This window comes from Flavobacterium pokkalii (assembly GCF_014596575.1).
Taxonomy (GTDB): domain Bacteria; phylum Bacteroidota; class Bacteroidia; order Flavobacteriales; family Flavobacteriaceae; genus Flavobacterium; species Flavobacterium pokkalii.
Genome location: NZ_NASZ01000015.1, coordinates 13,721 through 35,323 on the forward strand (window position 1 = coordinate 13,721; position 21,603 = coordinate 35,323).

19 protein-coding genes and 1 tRNA gene are annotated in these 21,603 nt (G+C 36.1%); 7 read left to right on the forward strand and 13 right to left on the reverse strand.

What is annotated here, in order from left to right; all coding sequences use genetic code 11:
- Positions 1-3 precede the first annotated feature (3 nt).
- From gldJ to B6A10_RS10185, 3 genes are all read left to right on the forward strand, one after another.
- Positions 4-1,668 carry a gliding motility lipoprotein GldJ gene (gene gldJ / locus B6A10_RS10175; protein WP_055090614.1) on the forward strand — a complete coding sequence of 555 codons (1,665 nt, stop codon included), beginning with the start codon at positions 4-6 and terminating at the stop codon, positions 1,666-1,668.
- A 64-nt stretch (positions 1,669-1,732) separates the two neighbouring features.
- Positions 1,733-3,019, forward strand: a complete 1,287-nt coding sequence (locus B6A10_RS10180; protein WP_188220813.1) for a UDP-N-acetylmuramoyl-tripeptide--D-alanyl-D-alanine ligase — start codon at positions 1,733-1,735, stop codon at positions 3,017-3,019.
- A 95-nt stretch (positions 3,020-3,114) separates the two neighbouring features.
- Positions 3,115-4,671: a glycerol-3-phosphate dehydrogenase/oxidase gene (locus B6A10_RS10185; protein WP_188220814.1), complete on the forward strand. Its 1,557-nt coding sequence runs from the start codon at positions 3,115-3,117 to the stop codon at positions 4,669-4,671.
- 36 nt (positions 4,672-4,707) lie between these two features.
- Here B6A10_RS10185 and B6A10_RS10190 read toward each other — a convergent pair.
- From B6A10_RS10190 to B6A10_RS10220, 7 genes are all read right to left on the reverse strand, one after another.
- A tRNA-Val gene (locus tag B6A10_RS10190) sits at positions 4,708-4,785 on the reverse strand.
- Positions 4,786-4,986: 201 nt separating this feature from the next.
- Positions 4,987-5,784, reverse strand: a complete 798-nt coding sequence (locus B6A10_RS10195; RefSeq protein ID WP_188220815.1) for a hypothetical protein — start codon at positions 5,782-5,784, stop codon at positions 4,987-4,989.
- Between the two features lie 118 nt (positions 5,785-5,902).
- A complete protein-coding gene (locus tag B6A10_RS10200; protein ID WP_188220816.1) occupies positions 5,903-7,138 on the reverse strand; it encodes a bifunctional folylpolyglutamate synthase/dihydrofolate synthase in 1,236 nt (411 codons plus the stop codon).
- 35 nt (positions 7,139-7,173) lie between these two features.
- Positions 7,174-7,971, reverse strand: coding sequence for an energy transducer TonB family protein (locus B6A10_RS10205; protein WP_188220817.1), 798 nt, complete (start codon positions 7,969-7,971; stop codon positions 7,174-7,176).
- Positions 7,972-8,007: 36 nt separating this feature from the next.
- Positions 8,008-8,400, reverse strand: a complete 393-nt coding sequence (locus B6A10_RS10210) for an ExbD/TolR family protein (protein ID WP_026714687.1) — start codon at positions 8,398-8,400, stop codon at positions 8,008-8,010.
- A 2-nt stretch (positions 8,401-8,402) separates the two neighbouring features.
- Complete coding sequence (locus B6A10_RS10215) at positions 8,403-9,107, reverse strand: MotA/TolQ/ExbB proton channel family protein (protein ID WP_026714686.1); 705 nt, start codon at positions 9,105-9,107, stop codon at positions 8,403-8,405.
- Positions 9,108-9,203: 96 nt separating this feature from the next.
- On the reverse strand, positions 9,204-10,268 hold the full coding sequence (locus B6A10_RS10220; RefSeq protein WP_188220818.1) for an anhydro-N-acetylmuramic acid kinase: 1,065 nt from the start codon (positions 10,266-10,268) through the stop codon (positions 9,204-9,206).
- A gap of 174 nt (positions 10,269-10,442) precedes the next feature.
- On the opposite strand from B6A10_RS10220, the gene B6A10_RS10225 reads away from it, so the two are divergent.
- Genes B6A10_RS10225 through B6A10_RS10235 form a run of 3 tightly spaced genes read left to right on the forward strand, consistent with a single transcriptional unit; the run spans position 10,443 to position 12,920 of the window.
- Positions 10,443-11,582 (forward strand): acyl-CoA dehydrogenase family protein, encoded by a 1,140-nt coding sequence (locus B6A10_RS10225; protein WP_188220859.1) that lies wholly within the window; start codon positions 10,443-10,445, stop codon positions 11,580-11,582.
- Between the two features lie 49 nt (positions 11,583-11,631).
- Positions 11,632-12,309, forward strand: a complete 678-nt coding sequence (locus B6A10_RS10230; RefSeq protein WP_188220819.1) for an SDR family NAD(P)-dependent oxidoreductase — start codon at positions 11,632-11,634, stop codon at positions 12,307-12,309.
- A gap of 11 nt (positions 12,310-12,320) precedes the next feature.
- Positions 12,321-12,920 (forward strand): SprT-like domain-containing protein, encoded by a 600-nt coding sequence (locus B6A10_RS10235; RefSeq protein WP_188220820.1) that lies wholly within the window; start codon positions 12,321-12,323, stop codon positions 12,918-12,920.
- Between the two features lie 80 nt (positions 12,921-13,000).
- Here B6A10_RS10235 and B6A10_RS10240 read toward each other — a convergent pair whose 3' ends face one another.
- The 6 genes from B6A10_RS10240 to gcvP form a co-directional block, all read right to left on the reverse strand.
- On the reverse strand, positions 13,001-13,765 hold the full coding sequence (locus B6A10_RS10240) for an ABC transporter ATP-binding protein (RefSeq protein WP_055090632.1): 765 nt from the start codon (positions 13,763-13,765) through the stop codon (positions 13,001-13,003).
- On the reverse strand, positions 13,762-14,511 hold the full coding sequence (locus B6A10_RS10245; protein WP_026714680.1) for an MlaE family ABC transporter permease: 750 nt from the start codon (positions 14,509-14,511) through the stop codon (positions 13,762-13,764). The genes B6A10_RS10240 and B6A10_RS10245 overlap by 4 nt, the downstream gene beginning before the upstream one ends.
- Before the next feature lie 194 nt (positions 14,512-14,705).
- Positions 14,706-15,554, reverse strand: a complete 849-nt coding sequence (locus B6A10_RS10250) for a glycosyltransferase (RefSeq protein WP_188220821.1) — start codon at positions 15,552-15,554, stop codon at positions 14,706-14,708.
- Between the two features lie 84 nt (positions 15,555-15,638).
- Positions 15,639-16,166, reverse strand: a complete 528-nt coding sequence (locus B6A10_RS10255; RefSeq protein WP_188220822.1) for a methyltransferase — start codon at positions 16,164-16,166, stop codon at positions 15,639-15,641.
- 252 nt (positions 16,167-16,418) lie between these two features.
- Positions 16,419-17,477, reverse strand: a complete 1,059-nt coding sequence (locus B6A10_RS10260) for a 3-oxoacyl-ACP synthase III family protein (protein WP_188220823.1) — start codon at positions 17,475-17,477, stop codon at positions 16,419-16,421.
- A 241-nt stretch (positions 17,478-17,718) separates the two neighbouring features.
- Entirely contained in the window at positions 17,719-20,568 is a 2,850-nt protein-coding gene (gene gcvP, locus B6A10_RS10265; RefSeq protein WP_188220824.1) for an aminomethyl-transferring glycine dehydrogenase, read from the reverse strand.
- Between the two features lie 138 nt (positions 20,569-20,706).
- Here gcvP and B6A10_RS10270 point away from each other — a divergent pair, with 138 nt between their 5' ends.
- Positions 20,707-21,519, forward strand: coding sequence for a hypothetical protein (locus B6A10_RS10270; protein ID WP_188220825.1), 813 nt, complete (start codon positions 20,707-20,709; stop codon positions 21,517-21,519).
- Positions 21,520-21,603: the final 84 nt, after the last annotated feature.

Genomic DNA, 21,603 nt, shown 5'->3' on the forward strand with positions numbered 1-21,603 from the left:
AATATGAAAGTAAGTAAAAATGTAGTTTTCCGATTGCTGTTGTCGTTAGTAATGATGATAGGATTTGCTAGTTGTAGTAAGAAGTCTAGTTCTAAGAGTGCGTCGCGAGCAACTGGTTGGAATGTAGATAATAAGAAAGCTGCTAAAAAACAAGAGGCAGGGCCTGGTTTAGTTTTTGTAGAAGGAGGAACTTTTACCATGGGTAAAGTTCAGGATGATGTAATGCATGATTGGAATAATAGCCCAACGCAACAACACGTTCAGTCTTTTTACATGGATGAGACTGAGGTGACTAATTTTATGTATTTAGAATACTTGGACTGGGTTAAGGCAGTTTTTCCTCCGGATGATTATAAAGATATTTATGATGGAGTTGTGCCGGATACTCTTGTTTGGAGAAATCGATTAGGGTATAATGAAACCATGACTAATAACTATTTGAGACATCCTGCTTATGCTGAATATCCTGTGGTTGGTGTAAACTGGATTCAGGCTGTTGATTTTGCTAAATGGAGAACGGATCGTGTGAATGAGGCTGTTTTAGAGCAAAATGGCTATTTGAAAAAGAATGCTAAAACAGAGGATGTTACAGCAGATAACGCATTTAGTACAGAAGCTTATTTAATGTCGCCATCTACTGCCCGTGGCGGAAGTGAAGAGATTGTTTTGCAAAGACCGAAAGGGAGAGCAGTGAAAGGTAAAGACGGAAATGTGCAAGAACAAAAAAATGTATATGCACAACGTTCGTCCGGAATTATTATGCCGGAATACCGACTTCCAACAGAAGCAGAGTGGGAGTATGCCGCAGCAGCTGATGTAGGACAAAGAGAATATAATATTTATAAAGGACAGAAAAAATATCCTTGGTCTGGTGAATATACCCGTTCAGGGAAAAGACAAAACCGTGGAGATCAATTAGCTAACTTTAAACAAGGTAACGGTGATTATGGCGGGATTGCTGGTTGGTCAGATGACGGAGCGGATATTACAAATGCTGTAAAATCGTATGCGCCAAATGATTTTGGATTGTATGATATGGCCGGTAACGTTGCTGAATGGGTTGCGGATGTTTACAGACCAATTGTTGATAATGAAGCTAATGATTTCAACTATTTCAGAGGTAACGTTTATTATAAAAATAAAATAGGTGCTGATGGTAAAGTTGAGTTGATTACTGCTGAGAATATGAAATATGATACTTTAAGTAATGGTAAAGTTATCGCCAGAAATTTTCCTGGTCAGATTGCTCAGGTTCCTGTTGATGAAAAAGAAACTTATTTGAGACAAAATTTCGATAAGAGTAATAATATCAATTACAGAGACGGGGATAAGCAGTCTTCTAGATATTATGATTTTGGTTCTTCTGACTCAGATGATGCGAAGCAAAAAGAAATCGAAAAAATGTATAACTCACCTGTTCATAATGTTACCACGGACAGTTTGGGTAAAATGGTTAGAAAATACGACAGATCAAGTAAGCGAACTACTTTGATAAATGATAAAATCAGAGTTTATAAAGGTGGTTCCTGGAGAGATAGAGCGTATTGGTTAGATCCGGCTCAAAGAAGATACTTTCCTCAGGATATGGCAACTGATTACATTGGTTTCAGATGTGCAATGTCAAGAGTAGGTTCGAAATCAGATAAGAGAAAAACACCAAGAAATTAATTTTTCAACACATAACAGATAAAAGCCCTTTCATTAGGGCTTTTGTTTTTTAAATCATTTTTATATGGATATTGCTTACATTCATAGTTTATTTTTAAAATCTACAGGGGTTTCGATTGATACCCGAAAAATAGAAAAAGGTTCATTCTTTGTTGCGATTAAAGGGGAACGTTTTGATGCTAATACTTTTGCTGCTGAAGCTTTAGAAAAAGGAGCTTCATTTGTTATTATTGATAATAAAACGTATTATATTGATGAGCGGACTATTTTGGTGGAAGATAGTTTGGCAGCTTTGCAGGAATTGGCAAAATTTCATCGAAATTATTTAAAATTGCCTATTGTGGCACTAACCGGTAGTAACGGAAAAACAACTACTAAAGAGTTGATTAGTATAGTTTTAGCAAAAAAATATAAGACAAAAGCGACTGTTGGGAATCTGAATAATCATATTGGAGTTCCGTTGACTTTATTGTTATTTGATAAAGATACTGAAATTGGTATTGTGGAGATGGGGGCTAATCACAAAAAAGAAATTGAATTTCTTTGTGAAATAGCGCAACCGGATTACGGATATATCACCAATTTTGGAAAAGCGCATCTGGAAGGTTTTGGTGGTGTTCAGGGAGTAATTGAAGGGAAAAGTGAAATGTATCAATATCTTTTGCAAAATGATAAATTGGCTTTTATTAATCTGGAAGATCCGATTCAGGTGGAGAAATCAAAAGTTCTAAAGCATTATTCTTTTGGTGTTGATAAAACGAATGCTGATATTGTGGTTTCGAATATTAAAGCCAATCCTTTTGTAGAGATTAGTTTCGAATCATTTGATGTAAAGACGCATTTGATTGGTTTGTATAATGCAAATAATGTGAATGCAGCACTGACAATCGGGAAATATTTTAAAGTCGATTCGGTGGCTATCAAAGAAGCTTTGGAGAGTTATGTTCCGGCTAATAACAGATCGCAAATTTTGCTTAAAGGAACTAATGAAATTATTCTGGATGCTTATAATGCAAATCCAAGTAGCATGGCTGTAGCGATTACGAATTTCATTCAGCTTGAAAAATCTAATAAAATAATGATTTTAGGAGATATGTTTGAGTTAGGAGCCGAAAGTCATAAAGAGCATAGTGCTTTAGTTGATTCTTTACAAAATGAAAAGGAAGCGCAGTGCTATTTTGTTGGAAAAGCGTTTTATGAGTGTCAATTAGCAAAAGATAATTTCCATTTTTATGATAGTTTTGATTCTTTTGCGGAAAGATTAAAAGAGATGAAATTTGAGAATAATACGATATTGATTAAGGGTTCCAGAGGAATGGCTTTAGAGCGAACCTTGGATTATATAGAATAAAAAAAACGGAACAAAAGATAGTTTTCCGTTGGAATAAGTTAACTTTAGATTTGTAGCTACAAGATAGTAGCCCCAAATCTAAAGTTATTTTTTTGATGAATAGAGAAGAGAAATTAAACCAACTTCGTGAAAATCCCGAATTCGAAATAGTAATAATTGGTGGAGGAGCTACAGGTTTGGGCTGTGCGGTAGATGCAGCCAGTCGTGGTTATAAAACCTTGCTTTTGGAACAATGTGATTTTGCGAAAGGAACTTCAAGCAGGTCAACGAAATTGATTCACGGAGGTGTTCGTTATTTGCAACAGGGAAATATCCATTTGGTTCGGGAGGCTTTGTTGGAGCGTGGTCGTTTATTGAGAAATGCACCTCATGTTTGTTATAAATTGCCTTTTGTAGTTCCGGTTTATCATTATTGGGATAAGTTTTTTTATGGTTTTGGCTTGTGGTTGTATGAGTTTCTGTCAAGTAAATTTAGTCTCGGAAAAACCAGAATACTTTCTAAAAATGAAACAATAGGGTATTTGCCGGGTTTGGATACGACGAATTTAAAAGGCGGAGTTTTGTATTACGACGGACAGTTTGATGATAGTCGTTTGGCTGTGAATTTAGCGCAAACAGCTGTTGGGCAAGGAGCTTTGGTTTTGAATTATTGTCAGGTTATTGATTTTGTTAAAAAGGAAAACAAAGTTGTAGGCTTGGTGATGAAAGATGTATTGTCGGGACAGTTGTATGAAATAAAAACGGAGGTTGTGATTAATGCAACAGGTGTTTTTGCAGATACTTTGCTGCAAAAATCTGAAGGACATGCTGAGGAAACAATTGCGCCTTCTCAGGGGATTCATTTGGTTTTGAATAAATCTTATTTTGAAAATTTTTCTGCAATGCTAATCCCTAAAACTTCCGATGGGAGAGTGTTGTTTGTGGTTCCCTGGCATGATAAGTTGCTTTTAGGGACAACTGATACACCAATGCAGCAAGTGGATTTAGAACCTAAACCTTTGAAAGAAGAAGTAGATTTCATAGTAAATCATTTTAATTTCTATTCTAAAGTTAAAATCAAATACGCGGATATAAATTCTGTTTTTGCGGGTTTACGACCTTTGGTTAAATCGGGCTCTAAACAAAAAACGGCTGTGTTGTCAAGAGAACATAGTTTGAAAGTGTTTCCTTCGGGTGTTGTGGATATTTCCGGAGGAAAATGGACGACTTATCGAAAAATGGCTGAGCAAACTATCGATAAGGTGGTCAAGATTGCTGATTTGACATTTGTTCCGTGTCAAACCAAGCGTTTGAAAATTCATGGTTTTGTTAGTGAAAAATCTAATTCACATCTTGGAATATATGGTTCGGACGAATTGTTGATTGAAAAAATGATGAGGGAAGATGTGGCTTTGGCGGAAAAAATTCATCCGGAATATCCTTATACAAAAGCCGAAGTGGTTTGGGCTGTCAAAGAAGAAATGGCTTTAACAGTAGAAGATGTTTTAGCCAGACGAATCCGATTGCTTTTTTTGGATGCTAAAGCGGCTATGGAGGTGGCGCCTGTTGTAGCTCAAATTATGGCTTCTTTGTTGTTTAAAGATGAGTTGTGGGAACGAGAGCAAGTAATTGCTTTTCGGAAATTGGCTCAGAGTTATATGGTTTCGGTTTAGGTATAAAAAAACTCCTTATTTTCTTAAGGAGTTTTTTGGTGGGCGATGAGGGGTTCGAACCCCCGACCCCCTCGGTGTAAACGAGGTGCTCTGAACCAGCTGAGCTAATCGCCCTGTTTTGTTTTGCTGTCATTGCTGATTGCGAGTGCAAATATATATTGTTTTTAGAGTTCTGCAAAATTTATTTCGAATTATTTTTAATGTTTTTTCGAATTAATTTTTATGTGGTTGGAATATAGTATGTTGCCTTGGCTAGAGAATACAGCCTTAAACTCAAATTGCTATAAATTTTAAAGTTTAAGGCTGTTTACCTTTTTATTTAGCAAGTGAAGGGACGTTTAAGTAGATATAATCTCCATGAATTCCGGTAAAAGATGTTTTTAAATTGTCAAAAAATAGTTTTCGATCTTCTTCTTTGGGCCAGGCTGTTTTGATTAGTTCCTCTTCTTTATCATGTGATTTTTCCAAATCAGCTAATGAGTTAAAGAAAAAAGCTTCTACAAAATCTCTGCTGTCTGAGCCCCAATAATGGCGTTGCGGATAATAAGCTTTGATGAAAGGATTTTTGAAAGTTATTTTATCATTGTATTCCTTTAGTCTGTCGCTTAGTTTTCGGGAAGCCGTTTGCGATTTTCTAACGTAAACTACCATAGGGTCTTTAGGTGGATTTTCTAACATTTTAGGTTCAAGTACCGAAACGTAGATTTCATCAGAATGCATTGGTGTGTAAAAGCTTCGGTATTTTTCAAAAAAAGCTTTTCTGTCTTTTTCATCAGGCCAGGCTTTCATGATTAAGTCGTCAGTTATTTTTTCAGCTTTTTCAATGTCTTCCCAGGATTTATACGCTGAAACATGCAAAATCTCTGAGCTGTTTTCAGTAAAATAATGAGTGAGGACATCTGATCCTATTATCAGCTCATTTTTACTGGTAACTTTGTCAAAAAATTCCTGTTCAGCTTTCATCCACTCTTTTTTGTCAGCATCCAGATTTCGATGCATAGTTGTAAGGGTGATGTAAACAGTTTGAGGTTCTTCTTGAGCTTGTGTTTTTAAGCTCATCAGGAGGGTTAAAATGATTAACGATCCAAATACTAAAATTCTGTTCTTTTTCATGATAAATTTTGTATTTAAGGGTTAATTTTATAATGTATAAATTTAACACTTTAAATATCAGAATCTTATGGTTTTTTTGCTTTTTTGAAAAAAAACAGAATAAAAGTGAGAAGACTACTTAACTAAGTATTTCGGCAACAACAAATGTACTTCCGCCCAAGTAAATAAAATCGTCTTCCAGAGCTGAATTTTTAGCTGCGGCATAAGCTTTTGAAACTGAGTCAAAGGTGTTTCCTTTTAAGCCAAAATCGGCCGCTTTTGATTGCAAAATTGTTGCTTCAAGACCGCGTGGCAAATTAGGTTTGCAGAAATAATAAATCGCGTTTTTAGGAAATAAAGGCAAAATTTCGTTTAAATCCTTATCGTTGACTACTCCTAAAACTAGGTGTAATTGATTGAATTTTTCTTTTTGAATTTGATTTAAAACAATTTCAAGTCCGTTTTTGTTATGAGCTGTATCGCAAATGGTTTTAGGTTTATCGACTAATTGTTGCCATCTGCCCATGAGTTTGGTGTTTTTTACCACATTCAGTAAACCGGAATTTATATTATCCGGACTAATTTTAAAATCACTTTGCGTGTTTAAAACCTTGATAGTTTGTAAAACGGTTTTTTTATTGTGAATTTGATAATCTCCTATTAAATCAGAAGCGGGATTTTCCTGAATTAAATCGGAAGCAAAATAAATAGCAGCATTATTTTCATTGGCTTTGACCAAAAAAACATTTTTGGTCTCGTTAGTATATTCGCCAATTACGACCGGAATATTTGCTTTGATGATTCCGGCTTTTTCGGCTGCAATGGCTTCTAAAGTGTTTCCTAAAAATTGCGTATGGTCGAAACCGATATTTGTGATTACAGATACTAAAGGAGTGATGATATTAGTAGCGTCAAGTCGTCCGCCCATGCCAACTTCGATGATGGCAATATCTACTTTTTCTTTAGTAAAATAGGCATAAGCTAATCCGACGCTCATTTCGAAAAAACTAATATCGTTTGATTCAAAAAAAGATTTATTGGACTGAATGAATTCGCACACAAAGTCTTCACTGATTTCTTCGGAAGATTCCGGGCTGATGATTTTAATGCGTTCTCTGTAATCTTTTAAATGCGGCGAAGTGTATAATCCTACTTTGTAACCCGATTCTTTTAAAATGGAGGCGAGCATGTGAGAAGTAGAACCTTTACCGTTAGTTCCGGCTACGTGAATAAATTTTAAATTTTGATGCGGATTATCAAGATGTTTAATTAGTAATTGGATGTTTGTCAGGTCTTTTTTGTAAGCCGAAGCACCCTGATGTTGGTACATAGGAAGTTGGTTGAACATCCAGGCAGTAGTTTCTTGATAATTCATTTTTGTTTTAAAATTGTTTCAAAATTGTTTCAAAATTATTCTCCTAATTTGAAATTAACGGTAATAAAACCAATTTGAGCTTCCGGAGCATTAGGGTCGGGCTGCCATTTGTATTTTCTGGCTGTAGCCAATGCCGGTTCAATCAGGCAAGGATTAGTATTGGTTGTTCCTTTAGTGTATTTTGCTGCAATAACGTTTCCGTTTTGGTTTACGGTAATTTGAACCACAACGGTTCCGGATTCGTTACATTTTTGAACTTCTTTTCCTCTGCTGCTAATTTTTCTTCCGTTCAAGCCCCAGCCAGTTCCGCTTCCGCTTCCGCCACCTGAACCATAATAGGTGTTGGCGTAAGGATTACCATTAAGGCTTCCTTTGTCTCCTGGTTTGTCGTCGTCACCTTCGCCGCCTTTGACTTTTCCATCAGATTTTGGTCCGTTTATCAAACTTGATAAAGCGTCGGTTGTACTTTTTGAAGGTTTTGGATTTTCTTTCGGTTTTTCCTTTACTTCTTCTTTGGCGATGTCTTTTTTAGGCTGAATTTTTTTGGACTGTTTCATTACAACAGCCTCTTCAATGTCTTGTGATAATACATCGTCATTGCTTGCCGTTGCCTGTTTGGAAGTCGTAGGTTTTGGTGCCGATTGGATGGCTTCTGTAGGCTGAATGTTGCCACTGCCAAATTCGGTTGTGCCAAAGTTAATGGCAATTCCGTTTTCGGGAGGTGGATCTAAAGAGGTAAGGCCTAAATATAAGAACAAAATAAAAAGTATCACAAAGATAACCGTTGTGATAGCAAATGATTTTTTTTCTTCTTCTGTTTCTAAATATTTCATGTAGAATAACGCTGTTTTTTTGAAAGTCGGCAGGAATTATTTAGGTCTTACGGCTAAAACAACTTTAATTTGATTTCTGTTCGCGATGTCCAAAACGCCTACGGCTTTTTCAATTGGTACACCTTCTTCGGCTCTTAGAATGATTGCTTTATTTTTATCAGCTTCAACAATTGCCAGTAATTTAGATTCTAATTCGCTCTCCGGAACGGCTTCTTTATCAATAAAATATTCCAGTTTTTTATTGATACTTACCGCAATATTTTTGTTGCTGTCGGTTTTGCCTTTGGCTTTTGGTAATACTAAGTCCAAGGCGTTAGTAGTAACCATCGTGGAGGTTAACATGAAAAATATCAATAACAGAAAAACAATATCCGTCATGGACGACATATTGAAATCAGCGCTAACTTTATTTCTTCCTCTTAAATTCATAATTATGCCGGATCGTTTAATAAGTCTAAAAAGTCAACTGCATTAGCTTCCATTTGGTGAACTACTTTGTCGGTTTTTACTACCAGATGGTTGTAGCCTACATAAGCAATAATACCAATTACCAGTCCGACAACGGTAGTGGTCATGGCTGTGTAAATACCTTCAGAAAGTGCGCCAACTTCAATCTGACCACCTCCGGTAGCCATTTTGTGGAAAGCCTGAATCATTCCTACAACCGTTCCTAAGAAACCGGTCATTGGTCCTGCTCCTGAAATTGTAGCCAGCATGCTGACATTTTTTTCTAATTTATTTATTTCAAGTTTTCCGGCGTTTTCAATAGCTGTATTGATGTCACTTAAAGGTTTGCCAATTCTGGAAATTCCTTTTTCAATCAATCGGGCTACCGGAGATTGTGAGTGAGCACAAGCCATTTTAGCGCTGTCAATACGGCCGTTTTTGATATTGTCTTTTACCAATCCCATGAAATTCAAATCAATTTTTGAGGCTGCGTTGATGGCCATCAAACGCTCAAAATAAAGATATAAAGCAACAAAAAGCATTAAAAATAAGGCAACCATAATGATTTGACCTGCTAATCCTCCGCTGGTTAGGAGCTCCATAATGGATAAGGTTTTTTCAACTGGAACGGCTTCGGCTAAGTTTTCGCCTGCAACAGACAGGGTGTCTGCTTGTAACAATATACTCATATAATTTTTTCTTTGTTTATTGAAACGCTAAGATATTATAAAAATTGCGATTCTATGGGATAAAATTTGAAACAAATGGTTGTTAATTTTTCTTTTTTAAGGATAAATTACTCCGGCGCTATGGTCTTTTTGCGCTCCGGTGACGCTGCTCAAAGTATTGATTTCATTTCTTAATTTTAAAATACCAAGTAATGCAAAAATGAGTGCTTCCTTGAATTCCAGAATTTTCTTTTCGGGAATTACAATTTTCATTTCGGGCAAATAATGCTGAATTCGGGAAATTAAAAAGGTATTATAAGCGCCACCGCCGGTAATTAGCATATTCCCTTTTTTAATGGATAAGGCTAAAGCAGTTTGTAAAGCAATGTGTTCCGTAAAAGTGCAGAGTTTGTCTTCAATGGGAATTGGGAAATTGTCTATTAATGGTAAAATAATTTCTTTTACAAATTCAAATCCAAGCGATTTAGGGTGCTTGAGTTGGTAAAATTCCAATTGATTGAGTTTTTCAAATAATGCCGAATTGATTTTTCCGGTGCTGGAAATCGTGCCTTTATCGTCATAATTCAATCCTAATTGATTAGCGTAAAAATTTAAAACGGTATTGACCGGAGAAATATCAAAAGCAATTCTTTGATTATTTTCTTCGAAAGAAATATTCGAAAACCCTCCTAAATTCAGGCAATAATTGTAATTAGAAAATAAAATTCGGTCGCCAATAGGAACCAAAGGAGCGCCTTGTCCGCCCAGTTGTACATCCTGAAACCTGAAGTTGCAAACTATTTTTTGTTGGGTTAAAGTGGCTATTTCCGGCAAATTCCCTATTTGAAGTGTAAAACCGTTTTGCGGTTGGTGCAAAATAGTATGCCCATGCGAACAAACGGCATCTAAGTTAGTGATTTGATGTTTCTCAATAAAAACGGAGATGATTTTCGAAAGAAGTTGGGTGTAGTTTTGATTTAGAATTTCCAATTCTTTTTTAGAAAAACCAACAGCTATTTTTAATTGGTTTATCCATTCCGGGCTGTAAGGAACCGTTTCGCATTCCAAAATTTTAAAATGCCACTGTTCTTTTTTTATTTCGAATTGAATGTGAGCTAAATCCACTCCATCGAGTGAAGTCCCTGACATTATACCAATTACATTGTAGAAATTTTGTTTCATGTATAAGCTGAAAAATATTAAAAGCCTAAATTGTTTTTTTAAAATAAAAGTAAGTAAATTTAGAAAACACAAAATCAATAACCGAAAATTAGGTATTGAATATTGAACTATTTTTTGAACCCAAATTCAGTTTTTAATTCAAAATGAAAATTGAATTTACAAATTAATGGAATTATGGATTTTAATTTGACCGAAGAACAAAAAATGATCCAAGCGGCAGCAAGAGATTTTGCGCAAACCGAATTGCTTCCTGGAGTTGTCGAAAGAGACGAATTGGCTAAATTTCCAACGGAGCAAGTCAAAAAAATGGCTGAATTGGGTTTTTTAGGAATGATGGTCGATCCTAAATACGGCGGTTCGGGTATGGATACGGTTTCTTATGTTTTAGTAATGACCGAAATTGCTAAGGTTGATGCTTCGGCGGCGGTGATTATGTCGGTTAATAATTCATTGGTTTGTGCTGGTTTAGAAAAATATTGCAATGAAGCACAAAAGCAAAAATATTTAGTGCCTTTGGCAAAAGGAGATATAATTGGCGCTTTTTGTCTTTCGGAGCCTAATGCGGGTTCGGATGCTACTTCGCAAAAAACAACAGCGATTGATAAGGGCGATTATTATTTGTTAAACGGAACAAAGAATTGGATAACTAATGGCTCTTCGGCATCGACTTATATTGTGATGGCGCAAACACATCCCGAGAAAGGACATAAAGGAATCAATGCTTTTATTGTTGAAAAAGGTTGGAATGGTTTTGAAATTGGTCCCAAAGAAAAGAAAATGGGTATTCGTGGTTCAGATACACATTCTTTGCTATTTAATGATGTCAAAGTGCCAAAAGAAAACCGAATTGGAGAGGATGGTTTTGGCTTTCATTTTGCCATGGCGGTTTTAAATGGCGGCCGAATAGGAATTGCGTCTCAGGCTTTGGGAATTGCAACGGGAGCTTATGAATTGGCTCTGAAATATTCGCATGTACGCCAATCGTTTGGGAAAGAAATTTTTCAACATCAGGCTATCGCTTTTAAACTGGCGGATATGGCTACTCAAATCATGGCTGCCAAAATGCTGTGTTTGAAAGCGGCTTCCGAAAAAGATGCCGGTATGGATATCACACAATCTGGTGCGATGGCAAAATTATTTGCTTCCCAAACCGCTATGGATGTGACGGTTGAAGCGGTTCAAATTCATGGGGGAAATGGTTATGTTTCCGAATATCATGTGGAACGCATGATGCGCGATGCTAAAATTACTCAAATTTATGAGGGAACTTCTGAAATCCAAAAAATTGTAATTTCGAGAAGTTTAACGGTTTAATCCTGAAATTGATAAGAACATTTCTCTTGCTTTTGTTTATTTTTGTTCCATGAAGAAAATTATTATCACAGGAACGAGTAGGGGAATCGGATTTGAATTGGCTTTAAAGTTCGCCAATGCAGGACATCAGGTTTTAGCCATTTCGAGAAAAACACCTCAGGAATTAATTGCAAATGAAAATATTACTTGTCTTTCAGTAGATTTAGCAAACGAATCCGATTTAGAACAAGTAGAACAATTTCTTTCTTCCACTTGGAAACAAGTAGATGCTGTGGTTCATAATGCAGGAAGTTTAATTTGTAAACCTTTCGAAACCCTAACTCAAACTGATTTTGAAAATGTATATAAAGTCAATGTTTTTGGGGTTGCCAATTTGACTCGCATTTGTATTCCGTTTTTGCAAAAAGGAAGTCATGTGGTAACTATCAGTTCGATGGGAGGCGTTCAGGGAAGTTTAAAGTTTGCAGGACTGGCTGCTTATAGTTCCAGTAAAGGAGCCGTGATTACACTTTCGGAATTATTAGCCGAAGAGTACAAAGAACGAGGTGTCGCTTTTAATGTTTTGGCACTTGGAGCAGTTCAGACAGAAATGTTAGAAGAAGCTTTTCCGGGTTATCAGGCGCCAATTTCAGCGGAAGGAATGGCAAACTATATTTTTGATTTCACCCTAAACGGAAATAAATATTTCAACGGAAAAGTATTGCAGGTTTCTACTTCTAACCCATAACTTAAAAAGAATTGAGCGACACTTTAGCAAAATATCTTCCTGAACATGCAGTCAAACCGGTTTTTGAGTTGATTGTAGAAAACAGGGTACATTTAAAAATTGTTAACGAACGAGCAACCCGTCATGGTGATTATAGAAAAGCGGTGAACGGAAAACATGAAATTACTGTAAACGGCAGTTTGAATAAGTACCGTTTTTTAATTACGCTTATTCATGAGATTGCGCATTTAGTGGCTTTTGAAAAATTTGGTCGCAACATCAAACCACATGGAAACGAATGGAAATATGTTTTTCAGCAATTGATGGTGCCTTACATTCGACCTGAAATTTTTCCCAATCAATTACTGCCATTGTTAGCAAGACATTTTAGAAATCCAAGCGCCAGCAGCGATACAGATACTACTTTGTCGCTTGCTTTAAAACAATTTGATAAACAAAACGATAAAAATTATGTTTTCGAAATTCCCTACGGCAGCGTCTTCCGAATTAAAAATGGAAAGGTTTTTAAAAAGATAGCTGTGCGTACCAAACGTTTTGAATGCTTGGAAATCAATTCCGGACGATTGTATTTGTTTAATCCGAATGCTGAGGTGGAACTCATTAGAGATTAAAAAAAATCCCAAATTCCAATTGTTACACTGAGCTTGTCGAAGTAATTGGAATTTGGGGTTTTCTTTTGAAAAGTTGTGAATTAATAGCCTTTCAAATGGGCTTCTCTCACTTTTTTGAATAAGTTGGAAGAATACACAAAGGCAACTACAGCTTCATTGTCGGTTCGGAAAATTTCTTCTTTAGTTCCTTCCCAGGCTTTTATGCCGTTTTTTAGGAAAAGAATTTTTTCGCCAATTTCCATTACCGAGTTCATATCGTGCGTGTTGATTACGGTGGTAATATTGTATTCTTCGGTGATTTCTTTGATCAGGTTGTCAATCAGGATGGAAGTGTTTGGATCCAGTCCCGAGTTGGGTTCGTCACAAAATAAATATTTTGGGTTGTTCACAATAGCGCGGGCAATAGCCACACGTTTTTGCATTCCTCCTGAAATTTCAGAAGGTAATTTGTTATGAGCATCGATTAGATTTACTCTTTTTAAAACAAAATCAACACGGTCGTTGATTTCCGATTTACTTTTGTTAGTAAACATTTTTAATGGAAAAGCCACATTTTCGGCCACACTCATCGAGTCGAATAAGGCACTTCCCTGGAATACCATCCCAATTTCGGTACGTAAATCTCTTTTTTCTTCGTCACTTAAGTCGGAATAAATACGTCCGTCAAAAGAAATAGTACCCACCTCAGGCTGGTGAATTCCTAACAAACTTTTTAATAATACTGTTTTTCCGGAACCACTTTGACCAATAATCAGGTTAGTCTTTCCGGTTTCGAAAACAGTGCTGACTCCTTTCAGAATTTTGCTTTCGCCAAATGATTTTTCAACGTCTTTAACTTCTATCATGAGCCTAATAATAACTGTGTTAATATATAATTGAAAAGAATAATGGAAACTGAGGTCCAGACAAAGGAAACCGTACTGGCTTTACCTACTTCAAGTGCACCGCCTTTCATATAATAGCCGTGAAATGACGGAATAGTAGCCAAAAGCATAGCGAATATGAAGGTTTTGATAAAAGCATAGGTAATGTGAAACGGAATAAATTGCATTTGCGCACCGGTAACAAAGTCGGTACTGGTGGTAAATCCACCGTAAACGCCAGCCAGCCATCCTCCAAAAATACCCAAAAACATACTGATTCCAATAACAAACGGATACAATAGTAAAGCGATAATTTTCGGGAAAACCAAGTAATTTAAAGAGTTAACTCCCATTACTTCCAAAGCGTCAATTTGTTCGGTAACACGCATGGTTCCAATACTGGAAGTGATAAAAGATCCCATTTTTCCGGCCATAATTACCGAAATAAAAGTAGGGGCAAATTCCAGAATTACTGACTGACGTGTCGCAAAACCAATCAGGTATTTTGGAATCAAAGGATTGGTAAGGTTTAATGCGGTTTGAATGGAAACAACTCCACCCACGAAAAAGGAAATAAAAGCAACAATTCCAAGTGAACCAATGATTAAATCGTCAATTTCTTTAAAGATAAGATTTCGCATCATCGACCATTTGGTCTGTTTGCTAAAAATCTCTTTGAGCATTAAAAAGTATCTTCCTATTTGGGATAAATATCGAATGAGCATCATAGTTTTTGAATATTGGCTAAAATAAAAAGAAGTTATGAGTTATGAGTTATGGGTTGTGAGTTTTTTAATTGACAAAATAATTAAAACCATTTGTTTTGAACTTACTTGGACTTTTAATTAAACAACTTTTTGTCTTAATATGTGAGTTAAAAAAAACTTATATGGCTTATATGGTTTGAATTATTAGTGCATCTTTAAAATAGCTTTTCTTTCATCTTTTTTAATCGGTATTGACGAATGAATTTTGCCTGTTCTTCATTGACTAACAACGGTTTTTTCTCGGATTTTGCTTTTAAAAAACCTTTGATGTAATCCAAAAATAAGAATGGTTTTTTCTTCATCATCGCTAGTTTTGCTGAAGCAATGGCAGTAATCCAAAATCCGTAACCTAAGGTGTAAAAAGCTTCTCCCTGCTTGTAACGCGCTGTTTTGTTGTAGTTAGCTCCGGTAGGTTTTAAATGTTTCACTTTCAAAGAGGCATCGGTAACGACTTTCCAATTGTAAAATTTACATAACAATTCGTCAACAGTGTCCCAACCCATTTGTGGACGCAAACCGCCAATTTGCTTGAAAGTTTCTTTTCGGTAAGCTTTCAAAGCGCCTCGAATATGATCTTTATCGGTTAGGTTTTCTAAAACCCATTCGCCATTTTTTTCAATATAGCAAAATCCGCCAACCATCCCAATGCGTTCATCGGATTGAAAATGCTTGGTGATGGTTTCGAAATAATTCGTTGGAAAAATTAAATCGGCATCCAGTTTTACAATCACATCATAATCATCATCCAAAGTTTCAAAACCGGTTTGAAAGGCCTGAATTACTTTGCTTCCGGGTAAATGAATCGCACTTGATTTTTTTTCGACTAAAGAAATAAACGGATTTTCTTTGGCGAAAGCCTGAACAATTTCGGCCGTTTTATCCGTCGAATTATCGTTTACAATGACTACTTTTTTAGGTAAAAGTGTTTGTGAAACCAGAGATTCTAAGGTTAAAGCAATAAATTCTTCTTCGTTGTGTGCAGGAATAACCAGATAGTAGTTCATTTATGAAATTTTAGATTTCAGATTTTAGATTTCAGATTTGTAATTGTCTAAAATATAAAAATCAAAAATCGTTAATCAATAATCTTAATTTTTTACTCTCTCAGCAAATACAATATAATATCGTGGAGTGAAATATCGTAATAAAGGTCGGAAACCAAATTTCTTTACCGGATGAGTAAATTTTTCTCTGGCGGTAATTTTCCAGCCAGTTTTTTCTAAAAGCCAATCCAATTGCCAGTCTTCAAATTCGTGATAATGGCGGTCCCACATGTCAGTTTTGCTTCGGTATGCCGGAGAGAACCATAAGCGTAGCGGAATTGAGATGACTAATTTATCGCATTTTACATTTTCTAAAACGGTGTACGGATTCAATAAATGTTCGAAAATTTCAAAAGCGGTAAAAACCTCATAAGTTTCCTTTTGTAAAGCCGATTGGTCTTTGTCTAAATCTTCTCCGCCAGTGTTTTTTACCTGATAACCATTCTCCTGCATAATTTTGGAAAACGGATTTGGAACTCCTAAGTCAAAAATGGTTTCAGAAGTTGAAACGTGTTTTTTTAAAAAATCTAAGGTGTGTTTGAATCGTTTATTAGGAAAAGTTTTTTCGTACATAGTTATTGCTGGGAACGAAGCAATTTTTCGTTCGTTTATGTTTAATAGTTGTCCAAAAATTTGTTTGCAAATGTACAAAGATATATCGCTTCTTTAGTGTTTTTTATACCGCAAATTATAAAACAGTTAAGGACTGAAATAATTTGCGAATTTGCGGTTGAATATTTTACATTTCGTTTCTGATTTACATAAAAAAATCCGCAACTTAAAAATAGTTTAGGTTGCGGATTTGTATTTTAGATTCTGAAAAAATTAGTATCTGTACACAAAAGCATTGATGTTCATCCCTGCTCCTACAGAAGCAAAAATAAGAATGTCTCCTTTGTTGATTTCGTGATTTTCAATCTGACCATTCAGGATTAAATTAAATAGAGTAGGGACAGTTGCTACACTGCTGTTTCCTAAATCGTGAATACTCATAGGCATAATGTCGGCAGGAGCTTCTTTGTCGTATAATTTGTAAAAACGATCCACGATAGCTTCGTCCATTTTTTCATTCGCCTGATGAATCAGGATTTTTTTGACTTCATCTATCGAAATACCGCTTTTGTCTAAACATTCTTTCATGGCCAAAGGAACGTTGCTTAAAGCAAATTCGTAAATTTTTCGACCGTACATTTTGATGTAGTTAATGTTTTGGTCTAAGCCCGGATGATAGGATTTTCCGTTGAATAAAAAGCCAACTTCTTCTTCTGTGAAAGAAGCTGTTTCATAAGAAAGCATTCCGGTTTCATCATCTGAAACTTCAATAACAGTGGCTCCGGCTCCGTCAGAATAAATCATCGAATCGCGGTCGTGATCGTCAACCACTCTCGATAGCGTTTCGGCACCAATTACCAGACATTTTTTCGCCATTCCTGATTTGATAAAAGCATTGGCCTGCAATACACCTTCAACCCAGCCCGGACATCCAAAGATAAGATCGTAAGCCACGCATTTAGGATTTTTAATTCCTAATTTATGTTTCACACGGCTGGCTAAACTTGGAATCATATCCGATTGATTGCTTCCAAATTTTACATCTCCAAAATTGTGTGCAAAAATGATATAATCTAAAGTTTCCGGATCAATTCCGCTGCTTTCGATTGCTTTTTGTGAAGCCAGAAAAGCTAAATCAGAAGTGTTATGATGACTTTCTGAATAGCGCCTTTCTTCGATTCCTGTTATTGCTTTGAATTTTTTAATGATAACTTCATTCGATTGTTTGATGGGAGTTCCATCGTCGTTTAAAAATTGATGAAGTTCAAAGTATTTGTCTGAAATTACTCTTTCGGGTATGTAACTACCTGTTCCGGTTATCTTTATTTTCATTAGATTAGTTCTGTTAAAAAGGGCGGCAATAGGTTTGTATTTCATCAATCGGTTGAAGAATACTAAATGCTATGCAATTGGCAAAAATACTGATATTTTTTTAAGAAAATTAAATTCAGCCTGCTTTAATTTTTAATTACAGAAAGTTCTTTAATAATTAAATATTTAGGCTTTTCGAGATTTGTTGGGCAAAAAAATGCCCCGATAAACCGAGGCATTTTAAATGAATATTTTGTGTTAATTAGCTTTCCATATACGCTTCAATTGGCGCACAAGAACAAACTAAATTTCTGTCTCCATAAGCATCATCAACACGACGAACTGATGGCCAGAATTTGTTTTCTGCAATATAATCCAGTGGATAAGCAGCCGTTTCACGAGAATATGGGAAATTCCAAGTGTCTGCGGTTAACATCGCTAAAGTATGAGGTGCGTTTTTCAAGACATTATTTTTGTCATCGGCATTGGCTGCTTCAATTTCTTGTCTAATAGCAATCAGTGCATCACAAAAACGATCTAATTCTGCCAAATCTTCCGATTCTGTAGGTTCAATCATTAAAGTTCCCGCAACTGGGAAAGAAACCGTAGGCGCGTGGAAACCGTAATCCATTAAACGTTTAGCGATATCACCTACTTCAATTCCGTTTTGTTTGAAAGCACGGCAATCTAAGATCATTTCGTGAGCAGCTCTTCCGCATTCTCCAGTGTAAAGAATAGGGTAGTGTCCTTCAAAACGAGATTTCATGTAGTTTGCATTTAAGATAGCATGTTCAGTTGCACTTTTTAATCCTTCAGCTCCCATCATCGTGATGTACCCGTAAGAAATTAAACAAACTAAAGCTGATCCGTAAGGTGCGGAAGAAATAGCTGTAATGGCTTGCTCTCCGCCTACATTTAAGATTGGGTTGGTAGGTAAGAACGGAACTAATTTTTCGTTTACACAAATTGGTCCCACACCAGGTCCGCCACCTCCGTGAGGGATAGCGAATGTTTTGTGTAAGTTCAGGTGACAAACGTCCGCTCCAATAGTTGCAGGATTTGTTAAACCAACCTGAGCGTTCATATTGGCACCATCCATATATACTAATCCTCCGTTTTCGTGGATTAATTTGGTGATTTCGATAATTGTTGATTCGTAAACTCCGTGAGTTGAAGGATATGTTACCATTAAACAAGATAAATCATCTTTGTGTTCAATAGCTTTTGCTCTTAAATCTTCTACGTCAATATTTCCTTCCGGAGTAGTTTTAGTTACGATGATTTTCATACCCGCCATTGCTGCCGAAGCCGGATTCGTTCCGTGAGCAGATGATGGAATCAAACATACATTACGGTAACCTTCACCACGAGACATGTGGTAAGCACGGATTGCCATCAAACCGGCGTATTCTCCCTGAGCTCCTGAGTTTGGTTGTAAAGTTGTACCAGTAAATCCAGTGATTACATTTAATTGCTCTTCTAATTTTTTAAGCATCGTGATGTAACCTTCAGCTTGTTCGATTGGAGCAAATGGGTGAATGCTGTTCCAGTTTGGCATGGATAATGGCAACATTTCAGAAGCAGCATTTAATTTCATGGTACAAGAACCTAAAGAAATCATAGAGTGATTCAATGATAAATCTTTTCGTTCTAATTTTTTGATATAACGCATCAACTGGCTTTCAGAATGATGGTTGTTGAAAACCTCATGCGTTAAGAAAGATGAGGTTCTCTCTAAAGAAGCCGGTAATTGAGATGCAGTTGACAATTCAGAAATGGTGAAAGCATCTTTTCCAGTTGCTTCCGCAAAAATCGCAATGATTTGGTTGATGTCTGCAATTGAAGTTGTTTCGTTGAACGAAATCGAAATCGTTTCAGCGTCTACATAGAAGAAGTTAACTTCGTTTCTTTCAGCAACAGCTTTTACTTTTTGAGCATTCGCTTTTACTAAAATAGTATCAAAGAAAGCGGTATTGGTTTGATAAACGCCTAATTTGTTTAAAGCATCAGCCGTAGTAACAGCAGAAGCGTGAACTTTGTTGGCGATATATTTTAATCCCTTTGGGCCGTGATAAACCACGTACATACCAGCCATAACAGCTAATAATACTTGTGCTGTACAAATGTTTGAAGTTGCTTTTTCACGTTTGATATGTTGCTCGCGCGTTCCTAAAGCCATACGTAAAGCACGGTTTCCGTTAGCATCGATAGAGACACCGATGATACGTCCCGGCATAGAACGCTTGTATTCTTCTTTCGTGGCAAAATAAGCTGCGTGAGGACCTCCATATCCCATTGGAATACCAAAACGTTGTGTAGTTCCCACAACAACTGCAGCTCCCATTTCTCCCGGAGAAGTTAAAGTTGCCAAAGATAAAATATCGGCAGCAAAAGCTACTTTGATTTCGTTTGCTGCTGCTTTTGCGATAAAAGCTGTATAATCGTTTACCTGTCCGTATTTTCCAGGATATTGTAAAATAGCTCCGAAGAACTCATTGGAGAAATCAAAAGTTTCGTGGTTTCCTACAACTAATTCAATTCCGATTGGAGTTGAACGCGTTTGTAAAACGGATAATGTTTGAGGTAAAATTTCTTCAGAAACGAAGAATTTACAAATATTGTTTTTCTTTTGCTCACGAGAACGAACGTCAAATAATAAAGCCATCGCTTCAGCAGCAGCAGTACCTTCATCTAATAAAGAAGCATTGGCAATTTCCATTCCGGTTAATTCAATCACCATAGTTTGGAAATTTAAAATCGCTTCTAAACGACCTTGAGCAATTTCTGCCTGATAAGGAGTGTAAGCTGTGTACCATCCCGGGTTTTCAAAAATATTTCTTTGAATAGCCGCCGGTACAATCGTTGGGTGGTATCCCAAACCGATGTATGATTTGAAAACTTTATTTTTTTTGCCTAATTCCTGAATATGATTGGCGTATTCATATTCGGTCATCGCCGGGTCAAGTATTAAATCATTTTTTAAACGAATTCCGTCCGGAAACGTTTCATAAAGTAATTGGCTCATATCATTTACACCAATTGTTTTGAACATATGTTCTAGGTCAGTTTCTCTTGGCCCAATGTGTCTTAAAGCAAAAGCATCTGTTTTCATCTAACTGTAAAAAAGTTTCTGTTTTTTTGTGGCGCAAAAATAAGTATAATTCTAATCAAAATAATGCATTTTAGGATTCATTTTATTTGTTCAATGAAAAATTAATAAATATTACCCTTAAATATTTATATTTGTTAGATGATTCGTATTCAGAGCCTTTTTGATTTTTATCTAAAATCCAGCATTCACGTTGCTTTGTCGGTTTATGCGTTGGTGCGAATGACACAATACATGTTTGCAATACCTTATGATGAATCCATTGCTTTTTTTGCTTTCTTCGGGACAATTGTAGGATATAATTTCGTAAAATACGATGCTTTGGCCAGAGCCAAAAAAAGAATGATGCGAAATGAGTTAAAATTGATTGCTTTTTTGAGCTTTATATCTTTTCTGGCGGTAGGTTTTTATTTCTTTCAACTGGAGTTAGTTACTCAAATAGTTGCTGTAGCTGTATTGATACTTACCTTGTTGTACACACTTCCTTTTTTCCCAAACCGCAGAAACGCACGAAATTGGGCTGGGGTGAAAATTTACATAGTTGCTTTGTGTTGGGTAGGAGTCACTTTGATGTTGCCATTGGTTAATGCGCATCATGCTTTAGGTCAGGATTTTTTTATTAAGTGTGTGCAGCGTTTTATATTGGTTTTCGATTTGATTTTGGTTTTCGAAATTATCGATTTGAATAACGATGATCCGCATCTTAAAACCGTTCCACAGCAAATAGGCGTGAAGCGCACCAAATTATTAGGATTGCTATTGCTTGTTCCTTTTTATTTTCTGGAGTTTTTAAAAATTAATTTTGTCGAAAAACAGCTGTTGGTCAATTTGATTTTAGTGCTAATGCTTTCTGTCTTTTTGGTTTTTTCCAATGAAAAAAGGTCTAAATATTATTCGTCTTTTTGGGTGGAAAGTATTCCTGTTATTTGGTGGCTTTTGGTGGTTTTGCTGTAAAATAAAAAAAAACCGAAGCATTACTACTTCGGTTTATATCTGAAATCTGAATTCTAAAATCTGCAATCTAAATCAATCCCGCTC